Origin of the sequence: Candidatus Didemnitutus sp., from assembly GCA_019634575.1 — a bacterium.
In the GTDB taxonomy this organism is placed as follows: Bacteria; Verrucomicrobiota; Verrucomicrobiia; order Opitutales; family Opitutaceae; genus Didemnitutus.
Map to the genome: position 1 here is coordinate 482,599 of JAHCAY010000001.1, position 19,707 is coordinate 502,305.

Below are 19,707 nucleotides of genomic sequence, written 5' to 3' on the forward strand. Positions count from 1 at the left end.
AAAGCCGGGCGATAGGGCCCGGCTCAGGAGTGGTGCGATGGCGCGGCGGGGTCAGAACTTGAAGTTCATGCCGCCGCGGATGCCGACCGCGTTGCCGAAATCGATCTTCGCGGTGCGCCCGCCGACTTCCATGTCGTAGGAGCCGAACTTCTGCATGTTCACGCCGGCATAGAAACCGGTGCGCTCGGTGGCCGCCCAATCGAGGTTCACGTCGGCATAGATGCCGCCGAGGAACGCGCTCTTCGAATCGTCGGCCTCTTCGGTGATCGGCGTGGGCAGGTCGGAAACCGTGAGACTTTCGACGACCGAGTAACGCGTGCCGCTGAACGCGCCGGCCATGCCGAGGCTCGCGCTCACGCCGAGCCGTTCGGTCAACTGGGCCCGGATTTGGGGGCCGACGCGCATGAGGAAATACGCGCCCTTGATCTTCCAGTTTCCGTCGATCGTGGCGCCACCGACCGTGGTGACGGTCTTGCCCGTGCCGGCGACGGTGGTATCGGGCGCCGCGCCGACCGGCACCGTCGTTTCAAGCGACTGGTCGTCGCCGTCGACGGTCGTGTCGAAATCCGTGAAAGTCGGGCCGCTCTTCACGCCATCCGGCAAGGTGCCGCCGATGCGGAAATAGTCGCTGTAGACCGAGAGTGTCGCGCGCACGGCGCCGCCCGTCTTCGCGTTGATCGGGTTCAGCGCGATGCCTCCGGCGATGCCCCATTCGAGGCGCTTGCCGAGCTTGCCGAACACGCGCGACATCGAGAGTTCGATGCCACTGTTCGCGCCTTCCTCTTTCTCCGCGAACGCGCCTTCGGAAGTGGCGCTGTAGTTGCTCATGCGGAGCAGAGAACCGTCAATCAAACTGGTGGAGGAAGCCGACCACTCGCGGCTGAAGGCGGCATCGTAACTGAGCCCCTCGCCGACCACCTTGTCGGTCAATGGACCACCTTCCTCGGCGCGCGTGACTTGGTGCGCGCGATAGCGGCCATTGCCGATCGGCTCGCCGTAGAAGGTCGGAGTGCCCACCTTTGTGTCCGGATCCGGCGCGGTCTTGGTCTCGAACGGATCGCGCAGCGCGTCCTTCTTCACATAGCCGGTGTCGTAGACGTAGTTGCCCGAAGCGTCCGGACCCGTCGTGCGCACATTGGAGATGCTGCCGAGATTGCCGAACCGCACCGCCGCGCCCTTGTTCAAGATGCGAATGCCGAAGTTGAGGTTGTTCTTGGGCACATACCACTCGTCGGTGGGGAGCGTGAGGGCGAGATTGGCCTCTTCGTCGGTGGACGATGCAGATTGCGCAAAAGCCGGGGCAACGAGCGCGGCCAACAGGGCCACCGTGGAAACGGGACGAAGGTTCATTCAGGAAAGGGAGAAAGCAGAGTAAGTTGGCTTGGAAAAGCCAATTCAAACCTTGTTCCCTACGCTTTTTCCCTGATTTCGGGCGGTTCGTCCCCTCCCAAGCCGAGTTGCCGGGCCTTCCGCTTCAAATCGTCGGCGAGCTGCTCCAGCTCGGTCTCCTTCTCCTGCTGCTCCTGCATCTTCGAGAAGAGCCTGGCTTCGCTCTGCTCCAGAAACTCCTCCCGTTCCCGCAGGGCCTCGCGCTGTTCTTTCACCGCCGCTTCCTGCCGGTCGAGTTCCTCCTTCAGCTTCCTCATCGCCTCGACCTGCTCGCCGGAAACCGCCGGACCGGCCGTGGTCGTCTGTTTGCGGGCCGCCTCCACGACGCGTTCGCGGGCCGCCAGCAAGGCCTCGGCCTCGGCCAGCTCCCGCTCGCGCTCCGCCAGCTTGGCCTGCGCCTCGTTGACCGCCAAATCCCGCTCGGCGAGCTTCGCCTCCAGCGCCCGGATCGCCTTCTGCAACTCGTCCACCTGGGTGCCGCTGAGCTGCGGCGTTTCCCCGCCCCACGGCGTCCGCGACTGGGCGAGGATCGCGTCGATCGACTTGCGGGCCTCCACCGTCGCCGCACTCGTGGCTGCGGCCGCTTCCTGTGCGCGCAGCAGCGGGCTGGCACGCCGCGGCAGCACGAGCGGCTTGGCCCCGCCACTGGCAGGCTTGGGCGTGATGACGCCCGGGGGCGGCGCGAAACTCGGGGGCTTCGGGAACGGCGGCGGAAGGCCGGTGGGAGCGGGCGGGTTATTCTCCACGCCCACGAATTAACGCCCAAACAGGCGCGAAAACAAGCCGCCCTTCTTCGGTGCGGCGGGCATCGTGGCAGCTGCGGAATTCAGCTTGGCGGCCAAGGTCGTGCGGACGAAGCGCGCCGCCACCGCCTCGCGCACCGGATCGCCGAGCACCACGAGTTCACGTTCCAGGGAGCCACCGGCGTTCAGCTTCGCCACCAACGCGGACGTAGCGTCTTTGAACCAGTCGAACGTCGCGTTCATCGCCAGCTGCACACGCTGCTCCGCCTGCGCCTGCGCTTCGGCCGACAACACTGTCGCTCCCGCCTCCGTGCCGGTCAGGGTGGCGCCGTAGGCTTTCGCCAACGCCGCCTGCTCGGACCGGCCGACCGCCGCCGCCGCGAGGCCGAGCGCTTCCGGCAAGTGCAGACCGCTCGCGCCCTTCCGGAACGGCAGGAACTGCCCGATGCCCTCCTCGTCGCCGTGCGAAAGCGCATTCAGCAATCCGCGGAAATCGCCGCCGATCACGACGCGCGTGGACATCTGCTGCGCGAGGTTCGCGAACTCGCCGATCGTCTTCACACCTTCGGACGCGCACACCGCCCGCGTGCCCTCGCTCACATTGACCAAGGCGAGCGGATAAGCCTCCGGGATGCCCAGGCGGCCGAGCGTCTTCAGCACGGCGTTTTCCTTCGACGAGCTTTCCTCGACCTGCGCGACCATGTCGCCGAACGGATCGTCGAACGCCAGCGTCTCCTTGAGGATGCCGACGAGATGATCGACTCGCTTCTCGCTGCCGGCGATCTCCGGCAGCATGAGGAGCTCCTCATAGTTGAAATCGATGTATTTCGACGGCCTCTCCTCGTCGCCCTTCACCGGCCAGTCGGCGATGTCGAGGTTTTGCGCGAGGCTGCTCAGCGAGGTGTCCGCCATGATGGAGCTGTGGAAACGCTTGCGGACGTCTTCCCAATCTTTCGCGGTGTATTTGGCCATGGTGTCCTCCGTCAGGTGGCGGGCGCGTGCTCGACGATCTCGGCGGCGAGCTGGCGGTAGTCGTTGGTAACGCTGTCGGTCTCGGTGCCCTCGGAGCCGACGAGCGCGACGGGCAAGCCGAGCGTCACGGCGCGGCGCACGACGATCGCGTCGCGGATCTGCGTGGAGAAAATCTTCGCGCTCGGCGCGCAGCCGCGCTTCTGCGCCTTGAATTGATTCAGGCGGAGCTGCATCCGCATCTTCGGCACCTCGATGTCGACGTTCGTCTTGATCGCGTTGAACACGATGCCGTAGACCTGCGCCGCCGGCCCCATCGCCGCGGTGCGGAAGCTCGCCGAGCTCTGCTGGAAGCGCATCAGCTTTTCCACGAGCAGCGTGAAACCGATCAGCGACAGCGCATCGGGATTCGACGGCACGTAGATCTCGTTCGCGCAGAAAATGCCGTTTTGCGACGCGCGCAGGATATTGGGCGGGCAGTCGAAGAGGACCACGTCGTAATCCTTTTCCACCTCCGCCAGCTGCTCTTGGAAGATCGCGTAGCTCGGCCGCTTCGGATCGGGCTTATATTCGCCCTCGAGATCGACCAGGTTGAAGGTCGTCGGGATCAGGTCGAGTCCCGGCAGAAGCTTCTCGCCCTCCTTGCCCTCGACGACGCTTTTGATGATCAAGTCGCGCACGCGCGCGGTGCCGGGATCGAAGATCGAGTAGACCGCGCCGACGCCGCTGGCGTTGATCTTGTTCCAGCGGTCGAGCTTGAGGAGCCAGATGCTCGCGTTGGATTGCGTGTCGAAATCGACCAGCAGGACGCGCAGGCCCCGCTGCGCGAGCGCCGCCGCGATGTTGACGATGAGCGAGGTCTTGCCGACGCCGCCCTTGTAATTGATGAATGCGATTTTGCGGGCCATCAGGGATATCGCGACGGCGCGAGGATGGCCGCAACCCGCCGGCACGAGCGAGTTAAAAAACCTTTGAATCCCCGCCGCGCGTGGCGCGACTTTCGGTTTTTCTTTTGCCGAATCTTCCGCCCTGCTTCGCGCCATGTCCGAACTTTCGCTTCAGGAACGTTTTTCCCCGCAAAGCATCTGTTTCGGCTGCGGCCCCGCCAACCCCAAGGGCCTGCACATCCGCAGCCACGCGCGCGGCGACGAGGTCGTAGCGACCTGGACGCCCGAGAAACACCACGAAGCCTTCCCCGGCGTGCTGAACGGCGGCATCATCGGCTCGCTCCTCGATTGCCACTGCAACTGGACCGCCGCGTGGCACCTCATGCAACAGGGCCAACTCGAAAAACCGCCCTGCTGCGTCACCGCCGACTACGCGATCAGGATGATGCGCCCCACCCCGACTGACGGCCCCGTCGAACTCACCGCGCGCGTCGTCGAGTCCTCCGCCGACCGCGCCGTCGTCGAAGGCGTCCTCACCGCCGCCGGCAAGCCGCGCGCCACCTGCCGCGGCACCTTCGTCGCCGTGCAGCCGGGCCATCCCGCGTATCACCGTTGGTGATCGGCATCAGCCGCGCCGACCGGAGCGTAACGCGAGATTTCACCTCGTCGTAACGCGGTTGTCGCACGGGTGCCACACGACGACGCCATGCTCCGGCGATGCCCGCCGCCCACATCCTCGCCGTCGACGACGAACCGGAAATCCTCGAGCTGATCGCCTATCAACTCCGCAAGGCCGGCCATTCGGTGGCGACCGCCGGCAACGGCTGGGAGGCGCTCGCCGAAGTGCGGCGCCAGCGCCCCGACCTGATTCTCCTCGATCTGATGCTGCCGGATCTCGACGGCTTCGGCGTCTGCGAAATCCTCCGCCGCGATCCGGCGACGGCGACGATCCCCATCGTGATCATTTCCGCGTGGGCCTCGGCCGACTCGCGACACCTCGGCCTCGAACTCGGCGCGCTCGACTACCTGACGAAGCCGTTCAGCCCGCACGAACTGGTGCAGCGCGTGAATCGCCTCACCGAGGTCCGTGCGGACCGAGCGGCAAACTGAGCGTCAGTCGCGATCGTTCATCGTAAACCCGATCGGCACGACCATCCGGAACGGCACGGGCTTGCCTTGGCGTTTCCCGGACTCGAAGCGCCACTTCAGCACCGCGCGCACCGCCGGCTCCTCGAACTCGCGCGCGGAGCTCTTCAACGCCCGCGCCGAAGTCACCCGGCCGCTGGCATCGACGTCGAACTCCACCGTCACGTTGCCTTCGACACCGGCGCTGCGCATCGCGAACGGATATTCCGGCGGGATCTGCGCCTTGGCGCGCGGGTGCGCGTCGAGCTGATCCATGCTGAAGATGCCTGGCCCGCGCGGGTCGCCCACGACAGGCGCTCCCGTCGTGCCATCGCCCCATTCTTTGGGAATCTGATCGGTCTTCACGTCGACCTTCGCCGCTGGCGGCGTGAACGGATCGACGACGACATCGGGTCGCACGTCGACCGAGCGATCTTCCGTGACCGGCTTGACGGGGCCGGGCTTGCTCAGCGGCTTCACGGCCTCGACCGGCGGATCGGGATCGACCTTGGGCGTGATGAGTTCAACCGGCATCGGCGGGAGCTTGATCGGTGGATCGAGTTTGAATCCGTCGATTATGGCTGGGACGTCAGGACGAATCCCAAACAGCAACACGACGTGGAACGTCGCTGCGACTAACGCGGGAACGCCGAAGCGTTGAGTCATGGTGGCGGTGTGCATGATAGTCTCCAACCGCACGACGCGCCGCCGCGCGGTTTCTTAGGTGAAACATGCGAGTTTCCCCTCCAACCGCGCCGGTCATCGGTCCCGCCAGTCGTGGCATCATTACGTAATACGTAATAATGTTCGCCCGGCAGCGCGGCGCGCGGAGGATTCGTCATCGCCGCGCTCCGCGACCGCGCCGCCGCGCAAACTTCGTTGCCAAACCGCGCCGCGCGCGCGTCACATCACGGCGTGAAACCCACCGACCTCGCGTTCAGCCAAGCGCTCGGCCTCGTCGCCGCGCCCGCCGGCGCGGAGCATTTGCTCGAACTGCCGTTCGGCGCGTTCGTGCAGAATCACGTCGGCACGACGCACGCCGCCGCACAGTTCGCCCTCGCCGAGGCCGCCAGCGCCGCCTGTCTCCAACGCGACTTCCCCGCGCTCGATGGGAAGGTCTTCGCCGTCGTGCGCGGCGTGCAGCTCAAATACCGCAAGGCCGGCACCGGCGACCTGCTCGCCTTCGCCCGGCCCGACGACCTCACCCGCGCCAATCTCGTCCGCGATCTCGAGACCAAGACGCGCACCGCCGCGACCGTGCTCGTCGAACTGAAGGACCGCGCCGGCAACGTGACCTTCTCCGGCAGTTTCGATTGGTTCATCGCCCGCGGCGAGACCGCTCCGTGATTCCCATGCGCCTGCGCCTCGCCCTTTCCTTCTGCCTGCTCGCTGTCGCCGCCACCGCGGCCGAGTTGCCGTCCTATTTCGCCGCTGCCCTCGCGCGCTTCACGTCCGACGCCCCGCGCGGCTGGGCCTACACGTTGACCACCACGCGCGAAGGCGACACCTCCGTCGAGCGCTACGATCCGTCGCGTCCCAAGGGCGGCGAATGGACCTTGCTCGAACGCAACGGCCGCGCGGCCACCGCTGACGAGATCGAACGCTACCTCCGCTACAAGGCCAGCAGCACGCCGCCCACCGCGCGCGCCACTTTCGAGAAAGGCGACCTCGACCGCTCGACGTTCGAACTCGTGAGCGAGACCGCGACGAGCGCCGTCTTCCGCGGACGGTTTCGCGAGGACCTGAAGGAGCCGCTGCTCGCGCATCTCCTGCTCGAACTGCAAATCGCCAAGGCCGATCCCGCCGTGCAGTCGTTCACGATGCGCCTGACCGCACCGTTCACGCCCGCGCTCGGCGTGAAAATGCACGAGCTCGAGGTCGCGATGGAATTTTCCCCGCCGAGCGACGACCGGCCGTCCCTCCCCCGCGCCTCGCGCTCCCGCTTCCGCGGCCGGCTTTTCTTCTTCAAGTTGATCGAGGAAGATCTGCGCATCGCCTACTCGGATTTCACGCGCGTCGTGCCGCGTCGGTGACGCAGCGCGCTGGCTGGAGGGCGCGGCTACCGCCGCGCCGCGAACCTCCGCCGCCGCCCGTCTGCCCTGCGGCTCGGCGGTAGCCGAGCCCTCCGAAATCAGCCGCGCCCGCCACAATGACGGGAGCCAGCGATCAGGATGCCGTCCACTTGTAGACCAGCGTGCTCAGCCCCGGCAGCGTGAGCGTCAGCGATTGCGCCTGGCCGTCGCGCGGCTCCGGCGCAGCGAGCCGGCTGCCGAAATTGCCCACGCCGTTGCCGCCGTAGATTTCTGCGTTCGTGTTGAACACTTCGGTCCATTGGCCGGGTTGCGGCACGCCCACGCGATAGTTCGCCCGCTCCACCGGCGTGAAATTGCCGATCACGAGGTAGAACGTCTTCTCGTCGGGCGCGACACGCAGGAAGCTGAGGACGGAATTCTCGCCGTCGTTGGCGTTGACCCAGCGGAAGGAGGACGGGTTGAAGTCGTTCGCCGAGAAGACCGGATCCCCCGCGTAAAGACGGTTCAGATCCCGCACGACCGACTGGATACCGGCATGCAGCGGCGTATCGAGCAGGTGCCAGTCGAGCGAGCCGTCGTGATTCCACTCGTGCCACTGACCGAACTCCGCGCCCATGAAGAGCAGTTTCTTGCCCGGATACGTCCACACGAAGCCGTAGAGTGCGCGCAAGTTCGCGGCCTTGTCCCGGTCGGAGCCGGCGCCCATTTTGCCGAGCATCGACGCCTTCAAGTGCACGACCTCGTCGTGCGAGTAGACCGTGATGAAGTTCTCCGAGTATTGGTAGACCATGCCGAACGTGAGCTTGTTGTGCGCCCACTTCCGGTAGACCGGGTCTTTCTGAAAATAGGCCAGCGTGTCGTGCATCAGGCCCATGTTCCACTTGTAGTCGAAGCCGAGGCCGCCGTCCTTCGTCGGCCGGCTCACCATCGGGAACGCCGTCGATTCCTCCGCGATCGTGACCGCGCCCGGATAATACTGGTGCACGAGATCGTTCACCTGACGGAGGAACGCGATCGCCTCGAGGTTCTCGCGACCACCGTATTTGTTCGGAATCCATTCGCCGGCCTTGCGCGAGTAATCGAGGTAGAGCATCGACGCCACCGCGTCGACGCGCAGGCCGTCGATGTGATAGCGATCGAGCCACGACAGCGCGCTGGCGATGAGAAAGCACCGCACCTCGTGGCGCCCGTAGTTGAAGATCAGCGTGCCCCAATCCATGTGCGCGCCGAGCCGCGGGTCCTCGTGTTCGTAGAGGTGCGAACCGTCGAATTGCGCGAGCGCGAAGCTGTCGCGCGGGAAATGCGCCGGCACCCAATCGACGATCACGCCGATGCCGCGCTGGTGCAGGTGATCGACGAAGAATTGAAAATCCTCCGGCGTGCCGAAGCGGTGCGTCGGCGCAAAATAGCCCGACACCTGGTAGCCCCACGATCCCGTGTAAGGATGCTCCGCGACCGGCATGACCTCGACGTGCGTGAAACCCAGCTTCACGACGTAGTCCGCCAGCAGCGGCGCGATCTCGCGATAGTTCAGCGGCCGCCCGCCATCCTCCGTCACGCGGCGCCACGAGCCGAGGTGCACCTCGTAGACCGACATCGGTTGGTCGACCTTGCCGGCCTGCTCGGCCCGCTTGGCCATCCAAGCATCGTCGCCCCAGGTGTGGTGCTGCACGTTGCGCACGATTGCGGCGTTGTTCGGCGGCGACTCGAAATACGTGCCGTAGGGATCGGTCTTGAGCCGCTGGTGCCCGTGCCGGTCCCACACGGCGAACTTGTAGAGCTCACCCTCGTTCAAGCCCGGCACGAACAGTTCCCACACGCCCGACGCACCGAGCGGCCGCATCGGATGATAGCGCGCATCCCAGCCATTGAAGTTGCCCACGACCGACACACGCGACGCGCTCGGCGCCCACACCGCGAACGCCACGCCGGGCACGTCGCCGAGTTTGCGCAGGTGCGCCCCGAGCTTCTCGTAGATGCGGTGCTCGTTGCCCTCGTTGAAAAGATACAGGTCCTGCTCGCTCAGCGTCGGGAGAAACGAGTAGGCGTTGTAGACTTGGTGGATGTCGCCCCACGAAGTCTGGTAGCGCAGCTGATGGCGGAAGACTGCTTTGCGCTTCGGGATGAACAGCTCGAAAAAACCCTCCGGCGCGAGCAACTCCATCGCCAGCGGCGGCGCGCCCGCGGCATCGAGATCCACGACCTCGCACTTCACCGCGCCGCGCACGAATGCGCGCGCCACCACGCCTTTGCGCCGCCCCACCGTCACCGGGTGCATGCCCAGCCAACCATGCGGGTTCGACTGGCGGTTCTGGAGGAAAGCGTCGAGTTCCGACTGAGGGATAATCACGGTGCCGCCACTCTGTCCGCACGGCCCGATGGGTCTAGCGCAAATCGCCCGGCACAATCTCCGGCAATCCCAGTCGAATTCTCGTTGCGCCACCCCAACCGCCAAGACAGTTGAAACGGATGCTTCGCCGCCTGGCCCTCTGCTTCGTCTTTGCCGCTCTCGCGGGCACCGCCGCGCGCGCCCAGACTGCGGGCGACATGCCAAACGTCACGGGCAAGGAAACCGTCTACGACGACCGCACCAAGGAGCTCGTCGTGCACGGCGCCGCCCGCCTCGTGTGGGGCGAAGTCGTGCTCACCGCCGACGAGCTGCGCTACCGCCGTGAGAGCAACACCGTCAGCGCCTCCGGCCATTTCATCCTCACCCGCGGCGCGCGCCGCCTCGTCGCCGACGAAGGCACCTACGACCTCGCCTCCGGCACGCTGCATGTCCGCAACCTCCGCGTCGGCGAGTTCCCGGTCTACGTCACCGGCGAGTCCGTCGACGGCACCTTCGACCAACTCGTCTTCACCAACGCCACGATCTTCTTCCGCGAGAACGCCGCCTACGCGCCGTCGATCCGCGCTCGCAAAGTCGTCTACGAAAAAGGCCAGATCGTCTCCGGCGAGGGACTCCAACTCGGCCTGCTCGGCGGCCATTTCCTTTCGCTGCCCACCTTTCAGCACAAGCTCGGCACGGAGCTCTTTTCCTACTTCGTCGGCAAGGTCGGCTATCGCGCGAGCCTTGGGCCGTTCGTCGAAGCCGACGGCCGCGTCCCGATCGCCCCTGGCGTGAAAGCCGGCGCCGACATCGGCCTCTACGGCTCGCGCGGCGTGATGGTCGGTCCAGCCGCCACCTACCACACGGGCGACGACAACAACTTCGTCACCGGCGGACTCTCCAGCGGCTACATCAACGACCACGGCGACCGCAAAACCGACATCCTCGGTCGCGCCGTGCCGGAAAACCGCAAGTTCGTCGAATGGTGGCACCGCCAGCGCATCGGCGAACACTTCACGCTCGACGGCCAGTTCAACTACTGGAGCGACTCCGAAGTCCTCCGCGACTTCCGCCCCAAGCGCTTCTTCCCCGTCCAGCAACCCGACTCCTACCTCGAGGGCACCTACACCGGCGACAACTTCGTGCTCAGCGCCTTCTCGCGCGTCCACCCGAATCGCTTCCACCAAGTGCAGGAGCGGTTGCCCGAAATCCGCTTCGACCTGCTCCCCTCCGAAGCGCCCGCCGGATTCTACGAACGCGCCAACGCCTCCCTCGCCGTCCTCGAGGAGGACGCCTATCTCAACCTCCCGAAGCAGCGCTCCACCCGCTACGACGCCTACTACGGCATCGAGCGCCCCATCGCCCTCGCACCGTGGATGACCTTCACGCCCGTCGCCGGCGGACGCCTCACGCATTACGCGAACGCCATCGGCGGCAAAGACACCTACACGCGCGCCATCGGCGAAATCGGCTTCGATGCCCGCCTGCGCGCCGCCGGCGTGTTCGACTACAAGAACCCGCTCTGGGACATCGACGGCCTCCGCCACCTCATCGAGCCGCGCCTCTCCTACCGCTACGCGCCTGAAGCGGACCGCGGCGCGCGCTACATCCCCGCGATCGACCGTCGCGTCTTCTCGACCTACCTGCAACCGCTCTCCATCGGCGACCAGCGCAACATCGACGACCTCGATGCGATGAACACCGTGCGCCTCTCGCTCAACAACACCCTCCAGACGCGCAGCTCCACCGGCTCGCGCGATCTCGCCGCGCTCAACTTCGCCGCCGACTACCGCTTCGACCGCAAACCCGGCCAGCGCCCGCTCACCAACCTCCACTCCGAGCTCGCCCTCACGCCCGCCGACTGGATCACGTTCTCCGTCTACGAACGCTTCACGCCGCAGACGTCCGCGCAGCAGGAGCTGAACTACGCGCTCGAAATCACCGATCAGGAATGGTGGGCCGCCAAACTCAGCTCGCATTTCCTCCGCGACGACTACGAAGAATACGCCCTCGATTACCGTCAGCGCGTGAACGAGGTCTTCGACGTCGTCGGCCGCTGGCGCTACGACGTCCGCCACAGCCGCTTCAACGAGCAGACCTACGGCATCTCGCAGCGCCTCGGCCAGACCTGGGCGATCAAATACGAAGTCTCCTTCTCCGAAGGCCCGCGCCGCGAAAGCAATTTCGGCTTCAACCTCGAAGTCGAACTCCTGAAATTCTGAGCCGCGCCCGCGCGCCTGACATGAACCCGCGCATCGCCGCGAACCAGCAGCGCACCTTCCTCGCGCAACTCGCCGTCGTGCTCCCGCACGTCCGCACCGACAGCGCGCTCCCGCGCCGCATCAAGGAACTCCTCGGCCGCAACCGCGCGCTCGGCTCCCGCGACCGCCGTCTCTACCGCGAGCTGATCTATACCGTCATCCGTCACCTGCCGTGGTTCGAGCCGCTCCTCGCGCGCGACGAAAACGCCGCCGCACAACTCGCCGCCTGGCTCGCGCCCGAGATGAAGGACACCGGCGCCTATCGCGCCGCGCTCCTCGAAGGCTGGCCGCCCGCACCCGCAACCCTCGCGGAGAAATCGTCCGTTCTCTGCACCCGGTTTTCCCACGACGCCTTCGATCCGGCCGCGCTCCTCCCCGCGTGGTTCCGCGACCACTGCCCCGACGCGTTCGCGCCGGCGCAGCTCGACGCCCTCCTCGCCCGCGCCCCGATCTGGATTCGCCTCCAAGCCAACGACCGCGAGATGGTCCTCGACGAGTTCCGCCGCCAGAGCTGGGAGCCGCGCCCGACTCCCGTCTCGCCCGACGCTTTCGCCCTGCCGCCCAACGCCGAAGTGGCCAACACCGACGCCTACCGCCGCGGCTTCGTCGAAATCCAGGACCTAGGCTCCCAACTCGTCCTCGCCCACGCACCAGTCGCGATCGGCGAGCGTTGGCTCGACGCGTGTGCCGGCGCCGGCGGAAAAACCCTGCAACTCGCCCATGCCGTCGGCCCGACCGGCAGCGTCGACGCCGCCGACATCCGCCCCGCCATGCTCGAGGAGCTCCGCGAACGCGCCGCCCGCGCCCGCCTGAGCAATGTCCGCCTCGTCCGCGCGGCCGACGGTCAATACGACGGCGTGCTCGTCGACGCGCCGTGCAGCGGCTCCGGCACCTGGCGCCGTCTGCCGCACATGAAGTGGCACACGCAGCCGGCGACGATTCCTGAGTTCGCCACGCAGCAGCTCTCGATCCTCTCCGCCAACTCCGCGCACGTGCGCCCCGGCGGCTTGCTCGTCTACGCGACCTGCTCGCTGAGTCACGTGGAGAACCACGACGTCGTCGCCGCGTTCCTCGCCGCCCATGCGGGATATTCCGCCGAGAAACCCGCGCGCGACCTCGGCGGCCGTTTCGACGGTGCCGGCACGACACTGCTCCCCGCCACGCACGACAGCGACGGATTCTACGTCGCGATCCTGCGCCGACGCGCGTCGTAGCGTCGGCTTCCGGCCAGCATTGAAAGTCGGCGTTTATCGCACCGCACGCGCGACGCGATTTCCCCCTTGCGCGCCCTCCACGCCGTCCCTCGACTCGACCCGTGGTCGCCGAAGCCGATTATCGCATCAAACTCCCCGTTTTCGAGGGTCCGCTCGATCTCCTGCTCTTCCTTATCCGCAAGAACGAGCTGGATATCTACGACATCCCGATCGAATCGGTGACCAAGCAATACCTCGAAGTCCTCTACGCCATGAAGGACTTGGAGCTCGAGGTCGCTGGCGAGTTTTTCGTGATGGCCGCCACGCTGATGGAGATCAAGAGCCGCATGCTCCTCCCGAAGCATCAGCAGGCGATCGACCCGAACGCCGACGACGAGGAACTCGATCCGCGCTGGGAGCTCGTCCACCAGCTCCTCCAATACAAGAAATTCAAGGAAGCCTCCGGCAAACTCGGCGAGATGGCCCGCTACACGCAGGACATGCTCCCGCGCCCCGCCAGCGCATTCGCCCCGCTCGCAGAGCGCCCGCTGAAGAGCGTCGACCGCATCGAACTCTGGAACAGCTTCAACGTCGTCCTTCGCCGCCTCGCCGAGAAACTCGTCGTCGGCGAAATTCACGCCGAGCAGGTCACCGTCGCCGACCAGATGGAATACATCCTCGAGCGCGTGAAGACGCAGAAGGAGTTCACGTTCTCGAGCCTGTTCACGACCAAGATCCCATTGCGCACGCTCGTCGCGACTTTCCTCGCGATGCTGGAACTCACCCGCCTCAGCAAACTCCGGCTGCGTCAGGACGAGGCGTTCGCAGACATTGTTTGCACGGTAGTCGAGAACGCACCTGCTGATGCCCCGTCCGTCGCCGACGCGACGACTGAGACCGCTCAAGCCGACGCAACAGCCGAGACAGTTGCCGCCGACACTCAACCCGCGACCGCTGCCGCCGAAGTCGTGCCAACGACGACTGAGCCCGCCGCCGAAGCCGCGCCGACGCCAGAATCGCCTGCTCCGGCTCCCACGCCTGTCATGGAGCAAAACGCACTTGAAACGCCCGACTCGGCGAACACCGTCACGCCCCAAGATGAAAAAAGCGCCCCGCCGCCGTCCGTCTAAGTCGGCGAAGAAACCCAAGGCGAACGCGCACCTGCTCGGCCTCGGACTCGACAACGACGACGGTCACAAACGCATCACGCAGGGCGAAAAATTCTCCCTGTTTGGCGGTTCCGAGGAGACGCACGGCCGTATGGCCGAGACCATGATCAAGACCTTCGAGGAGCTGAAACACCGCGGCAAACACCTCGAATCCGTCGAGCCCAAGGAGCTCGCCGAGATCATCCATAAATCCACGCCACGCTGAGACGCGCTGTTGTCTTTTTTCCGAACCGCACTTCACTTCCCTCCCAACATGGCCGCGAATATCCTCAATCTCGATACTAACTCGTTCAAACCCGCCGTCTCCGGCGCCACGCCCGTCCTCGTCGACTTTTGGGCTCCCTGGTGCGGCCCCTGCAAGGCCATCGCGCCGATCCTCGAAGACCTCTCGACCGAGCTGGCCGGCAAACTCCAGATCGCGAAGGTCAACGTCGACGATAATGGCGACCTCGCCGCGCAATACGGCGTCCGTGCCATCCCCACGCTGCTCCTCTTCAAGAACGGCGCCGTCGCCGAGCAGTTCGTCGGCATGATGGACAAAGGCACCCTCAAGGCGAAACTCGCCGGCAAGATCTGAGCATAGCCGCTCGTTCCCTTTCTCGAGCCGGAGCATTTGCTCCGGCTTTTTTGCGCCCCGCTCCGGCGACCGCGTCAGAATCGTTTCAGCTCGAACACCAACGCGTCCGACGGTGGCGTCCCCTCAGCGAGGACGTCCACGTGCACCTTCGTCCCCTTGGGCAAGCCCGCTGAAAACCGATCGTCGAGCGCGGCATTGAACATCCGCATCGCGGCCGCCGGCGTCTGCGCGACACGCGCGTCGAACCGCGCCTCGGGAATGCCGTTGCTGATCACGTCGCCCGGCGGCAGACGCAGCTGAACCTTCACGTCGCCCGCGATCTTCGTGCGCAGCACCGCGCCATTCAGCGAATCCCACTCCTGAGCCAGCGGCGTGACGAGCAGGGAGGACACCTGCGCGCCGGCCGACAACACTCCGACAGCGACCAAGCCGCCCAACGCCGCGAAGTGCCACACCGGCTTCTTGCCCGTTTGCTCGCCGCTGCCGCGCACCGCGGCCACCAAACCCACCACGACGATGCCACCGAGCGGCCACAGCGAGCGATACCCGCCGTGCCAGTTCGGCGAAAACACCGCGACCGCGCTGAACAGCACCATCGCCATGCCCAACGCCAGCAACCAACCGAGTCGCGCGCGCGGCTCGGTCCGGCTTTCGCGCCGCGCGAGAGCGATCAAGCCCACGATGACGATCGCGCCGATCGCGGCCGCCAACACGCGCGCCGAGCCGTGTTCGCCGACGAGGAAAACGCCCCAACCCGCCGGCAGGGCGAAAGTGAGCAACGACTCCAGCCGACCGACGATCTCCGTGCGATCGACGATGCCGGCTCCGTCCATCAGCCACCGTTCCAGCAGGCCGGATGCAATCAGGCCCGCCGCCATGATGGCCGAATGGGTCGCGAACCAGCCCTTCAATTCGCCCGCCAGACGCAGCGGCCGCGCCAGCGTGAGCGCAGCGAGCGGCACCAGCCCCATGGTCGCATTCGGGAAGTAGCACATCGCCGCGCCGAAATAGAGCAGCGCACCGCCCAGCAGGCCAACGAACCGCCGTTGCCCGCCCACTTCCAATTCGCTCTCCGTCGCCGCAAACGCCGCCAACGACAGCAGCGCCGACAATGCGGCAGGCCACGCCGCCGCCCAGGTGACGTAGAGCTGAGCCGCGGGCAGCAGCATCACGCTCGCCGCCAACGCGGTCGCGTCGATCTCCGACCAGCCACCGCGTTCGCAAACCTGCCAGATCGCGACGCCGCACAGCAACACGAGCAGGAACGAAAGTCCGCGCAGCGCCGCCAGCAGCGGCACCGAGTCGATCGAGTGAAACGCGAGGTCTTGAAGCGCGCCATGCAGGATGCCCTTCTGCGCGCCGTCGGCCGCGAGCACTTCGGGCGCGCTCAGGCGAAGAAAATCCTCGGGCGATCCGAACTCATGCGTGAACACCGGCCAATACGCGAGGAGAGGCAGGACGAGCAACGCGAGATAGCACAGGCGGGTGCGCATGGATTACAGCAGGAATTCCTGCTGGTCGACTTTGGGTCGGAGACCCACGAAGCGTCCATAGCGTTCCGCCCAATCGTCGATTTTTTCCAAGTAATAGACAGGATCGTAGGGTGCCGCCTGTGCGTCGTAGAGGGCAACCGGCCGCGCCCGCTGCCAGTCCGCGGTCTGCCCTTTTTGCTTCGCGCCGATGTAGTAGGTCACACGCTCGCCCATGCGCGGCCGCGGCGTCATCTGCAACGCCGCCTCCGCCGCCGCGCGTCGCGGTTTGCCGCCGCCCGCGACCCATTGCTGATACGCGTCGGGATTTTGGCTCAGCGACTCGGATTTCGCCAGTTCGGCCACCGGCAACTCGCGCGCCGCGATCTTCGCGCGATAGTCCTCGAGCGTCTTCGCCGGCGACTGGTCGGTGACGCCGAGCACGAAGGCGATGAACTCGTCGCTCAGCCGCTTCAGGTAAGGCTCGATCCCGCGCGAACGCAGTGCGGAGCCGCGCAAGGTCACTTCGCCGTCAGCCGCGAGCGCGTAGTTCTTGGCCTTGTAGCAGAACATCGCGTCGTAACGGCCGTCGAATTCCAGTTCGATGCCGGGCGGCAACACGCCGGCGACCGCGGCCAGCAGGGTTTCGGGCTCCGCGAAGTATTGCTCCGACGAGAGGTAAATGCCGTCCGTATCGGCTTCGAGGATCGTGCAGCCGTGCTGCTGGAATTCTTCGATCAGTTTCTGGAGCAACTCGCGTCCGCGTCGCGTGACTTCGGCGGCTAGGTCGCCGTCGCCGAACCGCGCGCCGGAGAAGCCAAGGTAGCCGTAGAACGAGTTGATGAGGATCTTGAAGTTCGCCTGGCGCGCCTGCGCCTCGTCGCGCTCGGCGGCCGTCGGTGCGGACTTGGCGAGCTGCTTGTATTTCAGACGGTATTCGCGCAGCTGCCTGAGCAGCGGGATAAATACGCCGAGCGAGTCGTTCTTCGGATTGCGCCCGATGTGCAGCAGCAAACTCGGGTAAAGCGACGCCACGTCGAAGTGCAGCACGTGCTTGAACACGCCTTCCTGAAAACTGCGCGTGAAACCGCCCTCGAACGACGCCCAATCCTGCGGCGCCGGACACGACGCGCGGGCGTGGTAGTATTCCTCGAGGAAGAGCAGATCGACCTTGCCCGCGGTGCCGCGCAGCGCCGCATCCTGGAGCAGCAACGGGAATGTCCGCGTTTGCTCGAAATACGTCGGCAGCAACACGTCGGCCACGCCCCGCGTCTCGCGCAGGTCGTCGGCGAGATACGCAAGAAACCTCGCGCGGTCGCGGCGGAATTCGTCCTGGATGCCGGAGCCGTCGATGTAGGTGCGGCCCGCGCCCGACTCGGGTGTCACGCCGAAGTAGACCGCCGCCTCCTTGAGACCGTAGGAGGTCATCTCCCGCGTTGTGATGTCGTAGAGCTGCACGAGCAGATAGGTGTCGATCACCGCGCGACCCGGGATGTCGCAGCGCGGGAAATCTACCCAGCGCTCGGCGACCTTCAGGCGGCTGTTGCGGAATTCGGCGTTCAGTCCGAAGCGGCCCCACGCACACGGAATCTTGTAGCGACGGCAACGCTGACGCAGATAATCGAGGTCGAACTTGAACAGGTTGTGCCCCTCGATGACATCCGGGTCCATCTCGCGCAACGCGTCGTTGAAGCGGATGAGCAGGCGCTTTTCGCCGTCCGGCGTCTCGTCTTCCAACTGCAACAACTCGCGCCGCTCCCCGCATTGCAGGCCGATCGCGAGGATGCGGTCGCCGGCGCGCCGCGCATCGGAAAAACCGCCCGGCTCCTCGGACGCCGTCTCGATGTCGAGCTGGCAACGGCGCAGCTCCGAGAAGTGCATCTCGGCGTAGAGCCGCGCGCGCTGCTGGAGCAGCCACTGGCTCTCGTAGGGCTTGAGCACGTCGATCGGCGCGCCTTCGCGCGTGGCCCGGAAGAAATCGTCGAAGCGCGCGAGTTCGTCCGCGTGCGCGAGCCAAGTGAACGCCCCTTCGCCGCGCAGGCGCTCGAAAGAGATATCGGGAATCGTCGCGCTCTCCGCGACCCACGCGAACGGCCGAAACGCCGCCACACGCTCTGTGCGGCCGCCATCGGGCGTGGAGACCGACACGTGGGCCTTACCCGCGTCGTCGATCCACAGGCCGCACAGCGTTTCGGGCATCAGTGCCTCCGGCTTAGAACGGCCGGAAATACACCATCACGAACGCCGTCGCCACGAGCACGAGTGCGATCGTGCTCAGCACGCTGCGCAAGTGTGGACGGCGATAGGCGATGCCGGAAAGGGCCGCCAAGCCGAGCCAGCAGACGAGCTTCACCCAGACCCATCCGGTGCTCATGAGCGGAATCTTGTTCAGCGACAGCATCGCAAAGCCGCTGACGAGCATCAGCAGCGCGGCGATGCCCGTGATCATCATGGTGCGCTTGCGGTTTTCCGGCGCCGGATTGGCAAACGCCATGAACGTGTGCGCGCTGAGCACCGCCAGCGAGAGCAGGTGCAGGACTTGGTAATAAGGCAGTCTTTCCATGTGTGCGTGGGAGAAAATGAAATGACACTCCGCCTGTGCCGTATGCCTACTGTGGCTCCAAAACCTTCTAGGTTAAGGTGGGCGCCACCTGGCACGTTTCTGCCTTCCGGTTTACGGCCTGGCATCGGCGTGCCGCTTGGCGGCTCCCAAATGGTATCAAAGGCAAAGAGCGAATTCGAGGCACCTCGAACACTGCAGAGTGTCGCCCCGGACCGTAGACCGCCAGGCTGCCCCGTCAAACGCGAAGGTGGCGGAATTTCCCTCGGGAATTCCATGCCGTCATCTGCTGCGTTGCGGTGGGCACCGACATCCCACTGGCGCCAGATCGCAGATGGCTGGGCGACGCCGGCGTCACCCTCCCTTACTCCATGACCGTCGGGTCGAGGTGCTGCACGATCACCTCCTGCAGCGTCGCGAGAAAAACATAGGCCGCGAACGCCCGGCGCAGCGGCTCGGCGAAGTCTTCGATGTCGAGCTCGCCCGCCTCCAAGTGCACCTCCTCGATGTCCTTGAAGTAATTGGCGCGCAGCTTCAGCCGGATCGCGGCGCACGCGCGCAGGATCGGCTCGCTGTTCGTCGGATCGAGGGCGATCACGCCGGTGGCGAAAAAGTCCGAGTCGAACAGTCCCAGCAACACCGCGAGATCGCTCGACTGGCCGGCGAGCAGTTCGCTGCTCCACGTGTCCGCGAACTCCGGATCCGGCACCTGCGGGTCGATCGCGAGCGTCGGCTCGAGTTGGTCGGCCGTCATCTTCATGACGTCGAGCAACGGCGCGACGGCGTCGAGGTTCAGTTTGACCTCAACCCGCTTCATTGGCTTCGAGCACCGCGGACAGGTGCCACTGTTGCAGCGTGAAAACGTAGGCCTCCGCCGCCTCGCGATTGCCCGTCCAGAGAATCGAACGCCCTTGCTCGTGCACCTCGAGCATGTGCTTGCGCGCCTTCACCTCGTCGTAGCCGAACACCCGTTTGAACACCATGACGACATACGACATGAGGT

The 19,707-nt window shown here is 65.7% G+C and carries 20 protein-coding genes and 1 other RNA gene; 9 read left to right on the plus strand and 12 right to left on the minus strand.

Annotation, left to right across the window (positions count from 1 at the left end; genetic code table 11):
• Positions 1 to 51: 51 nt before the first annotated feature.
• Genes KF715_02030 through KF715_02045 form a run of 4 tightly spaced genes read right to left on the minus strand, consistent with a single transcriptional unit; the run spans position 52 to position 4,009 of the window.
• Entirely contained in the window at positions 52 to 1,350 is a 1,299-nt protein-coding gene (locus KF715_02030) for a hypothetical protein (GenBank protein ID MBX3735442.1), read from the minus strand.
• 59 nt (positions 1,351 to 1,409) lie between these two features.
• Positions 1,410 to 2,135 carry a hypothetical protein gene (locus KF715_02035; protein ID MBX3735443.1) on the minus strand — a complete coding sequence of 242 codons (726 nt, stop codon included), beginning with the start codon at positions 2,133 to 2,135 and terminating at the stop codon, positions 1,410 to 1,412.
• 9 nt (positions 2,136 to 2,144) lie between these two features.
• Entirely contained in the window at positions 2,145 to 3,104 is a 960-nt protein-coding gene (locus tag KF715_02040; protein ID MBX3735444.1) for a hypothetical protein, read from the minus strand.
• Positions 3,105 to 3,115: 11 nt separating this feature from the next.
• Positions 3,116 to 4,009, minus strand: a complete 894-nt coding sequence (locus tag KF715_02045; GenBank protein MBX3735445.1) for an AAA family ATPase — start codon at positions 4,007 to 4,009, stop codon at positions 3,116 to 3,118.
• Between the two features lie 133 nt (positions 4,010 to 4,142).
• Between KF715_02045 and KF715_02050 the strand changes: the two genes are divergently transcribed.
• A complete protein-coding gene (locus KF715_02050) occupies positions 4,143 to 4,607 on the plus strand; it encodes a PaaI family thioesterase (GenBank protein ID MBX3735446.1) in 465 nt (154 codons plus the stop codon).
• Positions 4,608 to 4,705: 98 nt separating this feature from the next.
• On the plus strand, positions 4,706 to 5,098 hold the full coding sequence (locus KF715_02055; protein ID MBX3735447.1) for a response regulator: 393 nt from the start codon (positions 4,706 to 4,708) through the stop codon (positions 5,096 to 5,098).
• Between the two features lie 3 nt (positions 5,099 to 5,101).
• Here the strand turns inward: KF715_02055 and KF715_02060 are convergent, their stop codons facing one another.
• Entirely contained in the window at positions 5,102 to 5,779 is a 678-nt protein-coding gene (locus tag KF715_02060) for an energy transducer TonB (protein MBX3735448.1), read from the minus strand.
• A 249-nt stretch (positions 5,780 to 6,028) separates the two neighbouring features.
• Between KF715_02060 and KF715_02065 the strand changes: the two genes are divergently transcribed.
• On the plus strand, positions 6,029 to 6,460 hold the full coding sequence (locus tag KF715_02065; protein MBX3735449.1) for a DUF4442 domain-containing protein: 432 nt from the start codon (positions 6,029 to 6,031) through the stop codon (positions 6,458 to 6,460).
• A 5-nt stretch (positions 6,461 to 6,465) separates the two neighbouring features.
• A complete protein-coding gene (locus tag KF715_02070) occupies positions 6,466 to 7,146 on the plus strand; it encodes a hypothetical protein (protein ID MBX3735450.1) in 681 nt (226 codons plus the stop codon).
• A gap of 133 nt (positions 7,147 to 7,279) precedes the next feature.
• Here KF715_02070 and glgB read toward each other — a convergent pair whose 3' ends face one another.
• Positions 7,280 to 9,496, minus strand: a complete 2,217-nt coding sequence (gene glgB, locus KF715_02075; protein MBX3735451.1) for a 1,4-alpha-glucan branching protein GlgB — start codon at positions 9,494 to 9,496, stop codon at positions 7,280 to 7,282.
• A gap of 119 nt (positions 9,497 to 9,615) precedes the next feature.
• Between glgB and lptD the strand changes: the two genes are divergently transcribed.
• From lptD to trxA, 5 genes are all read left to right on the plus strand, one after another.
• Complete coding sequence (gene lptD / locus KF715_02080) at positions 9,616 to 11,697, plus strand: LPS assembly protein LptD (GenBank protein ID MBX3735452.1); 2,082 nt, start codon at positions 9,616 to 9,618, stop codon at positions 11,695 to 11,697.
• A gap of 20 nt (positions 11,698 to 11,717) precedes the next feature.
• Positions 11,718 to 12,950: an RsmB/NOP family class I SAM-dependent RNA methyltransferase gene (locus tag KF715_02085; GenBank protein MBX3735453.1), complete on the plus strand. Its 1,233-nt coding sequence runs from the start codon at positions 11,718 to 11,720 to the stop codon at positions 12,948 to 12,950.
• 101 nt (positions 12,951 to 13,051) lie between these two features.
• Positions 13,052 to 14,059, plus strand: coding sequence for a segregation/condensation protein A (locus tag KF715_02090; protein ID MBX3735454.1), 1,008 nt, complete (start codon positions 13,052 to 13,054; stop codon positions 14,057 to 14,059).
• A 31-nt stretch (positions 14,060 to 14,090) separates the two neighbouring features.
• Positions 14,091 to 14,303 (plus strand): hypothetical protein, encoded by a 213-nt coding sequence (locus KF715_02095; GenBank protein ID MBX3735455.1) that lies wholly within the window; start codon positions 14,091 to 14,093, stop codon positions 14,301 to 14,303.
• Positions 14,304 to 14,351: 48 nt separating this feature from the next.
• Positions 14,352 to 14,675 carry a thioredoxin gene (trxA, locus tag KF715_02100; GenBank protein MBX3735456.1) on the plus strand — a complete coding sequence of 108 codons (324 nt, stop codon included), beginning with the start codon at positions 14,352 to 14,354 and terminating at the stop codon, positions 14,673 to 14,675.
• Between the two features lie 74 nt (positions 14,676 to 14,749).
• On the opposite strand, the gene KF715_02105 is transcribed toward trxA, so the two are convergent.
• The 6 genes from KF715_02105 to KF715_02130 form a co-directional block, all read right to left on the minus strand.
• Positions 14,750 to 16,168, minus strand: coding sequence for a hypothetical protein (locus KF715_02105; protein ID MBX3735457.1), 1,419 nt, complete (start codon positions 16,166 to 16,168; stop codon positions 14,750 to 14,752).
• Between the two features lie 3 nt (positions 16,169 to 16,171).
• The gene (locus tag KF715_02110; protein MBX3735458.1) at positions 16,172 to 18,343 is read right to left on the minus strand and encodes a DNA polymerase; all 2,172 of its coding nucleotides are present in this window, start codon (positions 18,341 to 18,343) and stop codon (positions 16,172 to 16,174) included.
• 13 nt (positions 18,344 to 18,356) lie between these two features.
• Positions 18,357 to 18,707, minus strand: a complete 351-nt coding sequence (locus KF715_02115) for a hypothetical protein (protein MBX3735459.1) — start codon at positions 18,705 to 18,707, stop codon at positions 18,357 to 18,359.
• Positions 18,708 to 18,729: 22 nt separating this feature from the next.
• A non-coding RNA gene (ssrS, locus tag KF715_02120) (6S RNA) lies at positions 18,730 to 18,911 on the minus strand.
• Positions 18,912 to 19,068: 157 nt separating this feature from the next.
• On the minus strand, positions 19,069 to 19,521 hold the full coding sequence (locus KF715_02125; protein ID MBX3735460.1) for a hypothetical protein: 453 nt from the start codon (positions 19,519 to 19,521) through the stop codon (positions 19,069 to 19,071).
• Positions 19,508 to 19,702 (minus strand): ATP-dependent Clp protease adaptor ClpS, encoded by a 195-nt coding sequence (locus KF715_02130; GenBank protein ID MBX3735461.1) that lies wholly within the window; start codon positions 19,700 to 19,702, stop codon positions 19,508 to 19,510. The genes KF715_02125 and KF715_02130 overlap by 14 nt, the downstream gene beginning before the upstream one ends.
• Positions 19,703 to 19,707: the final 5 nt, after the last annotated feature.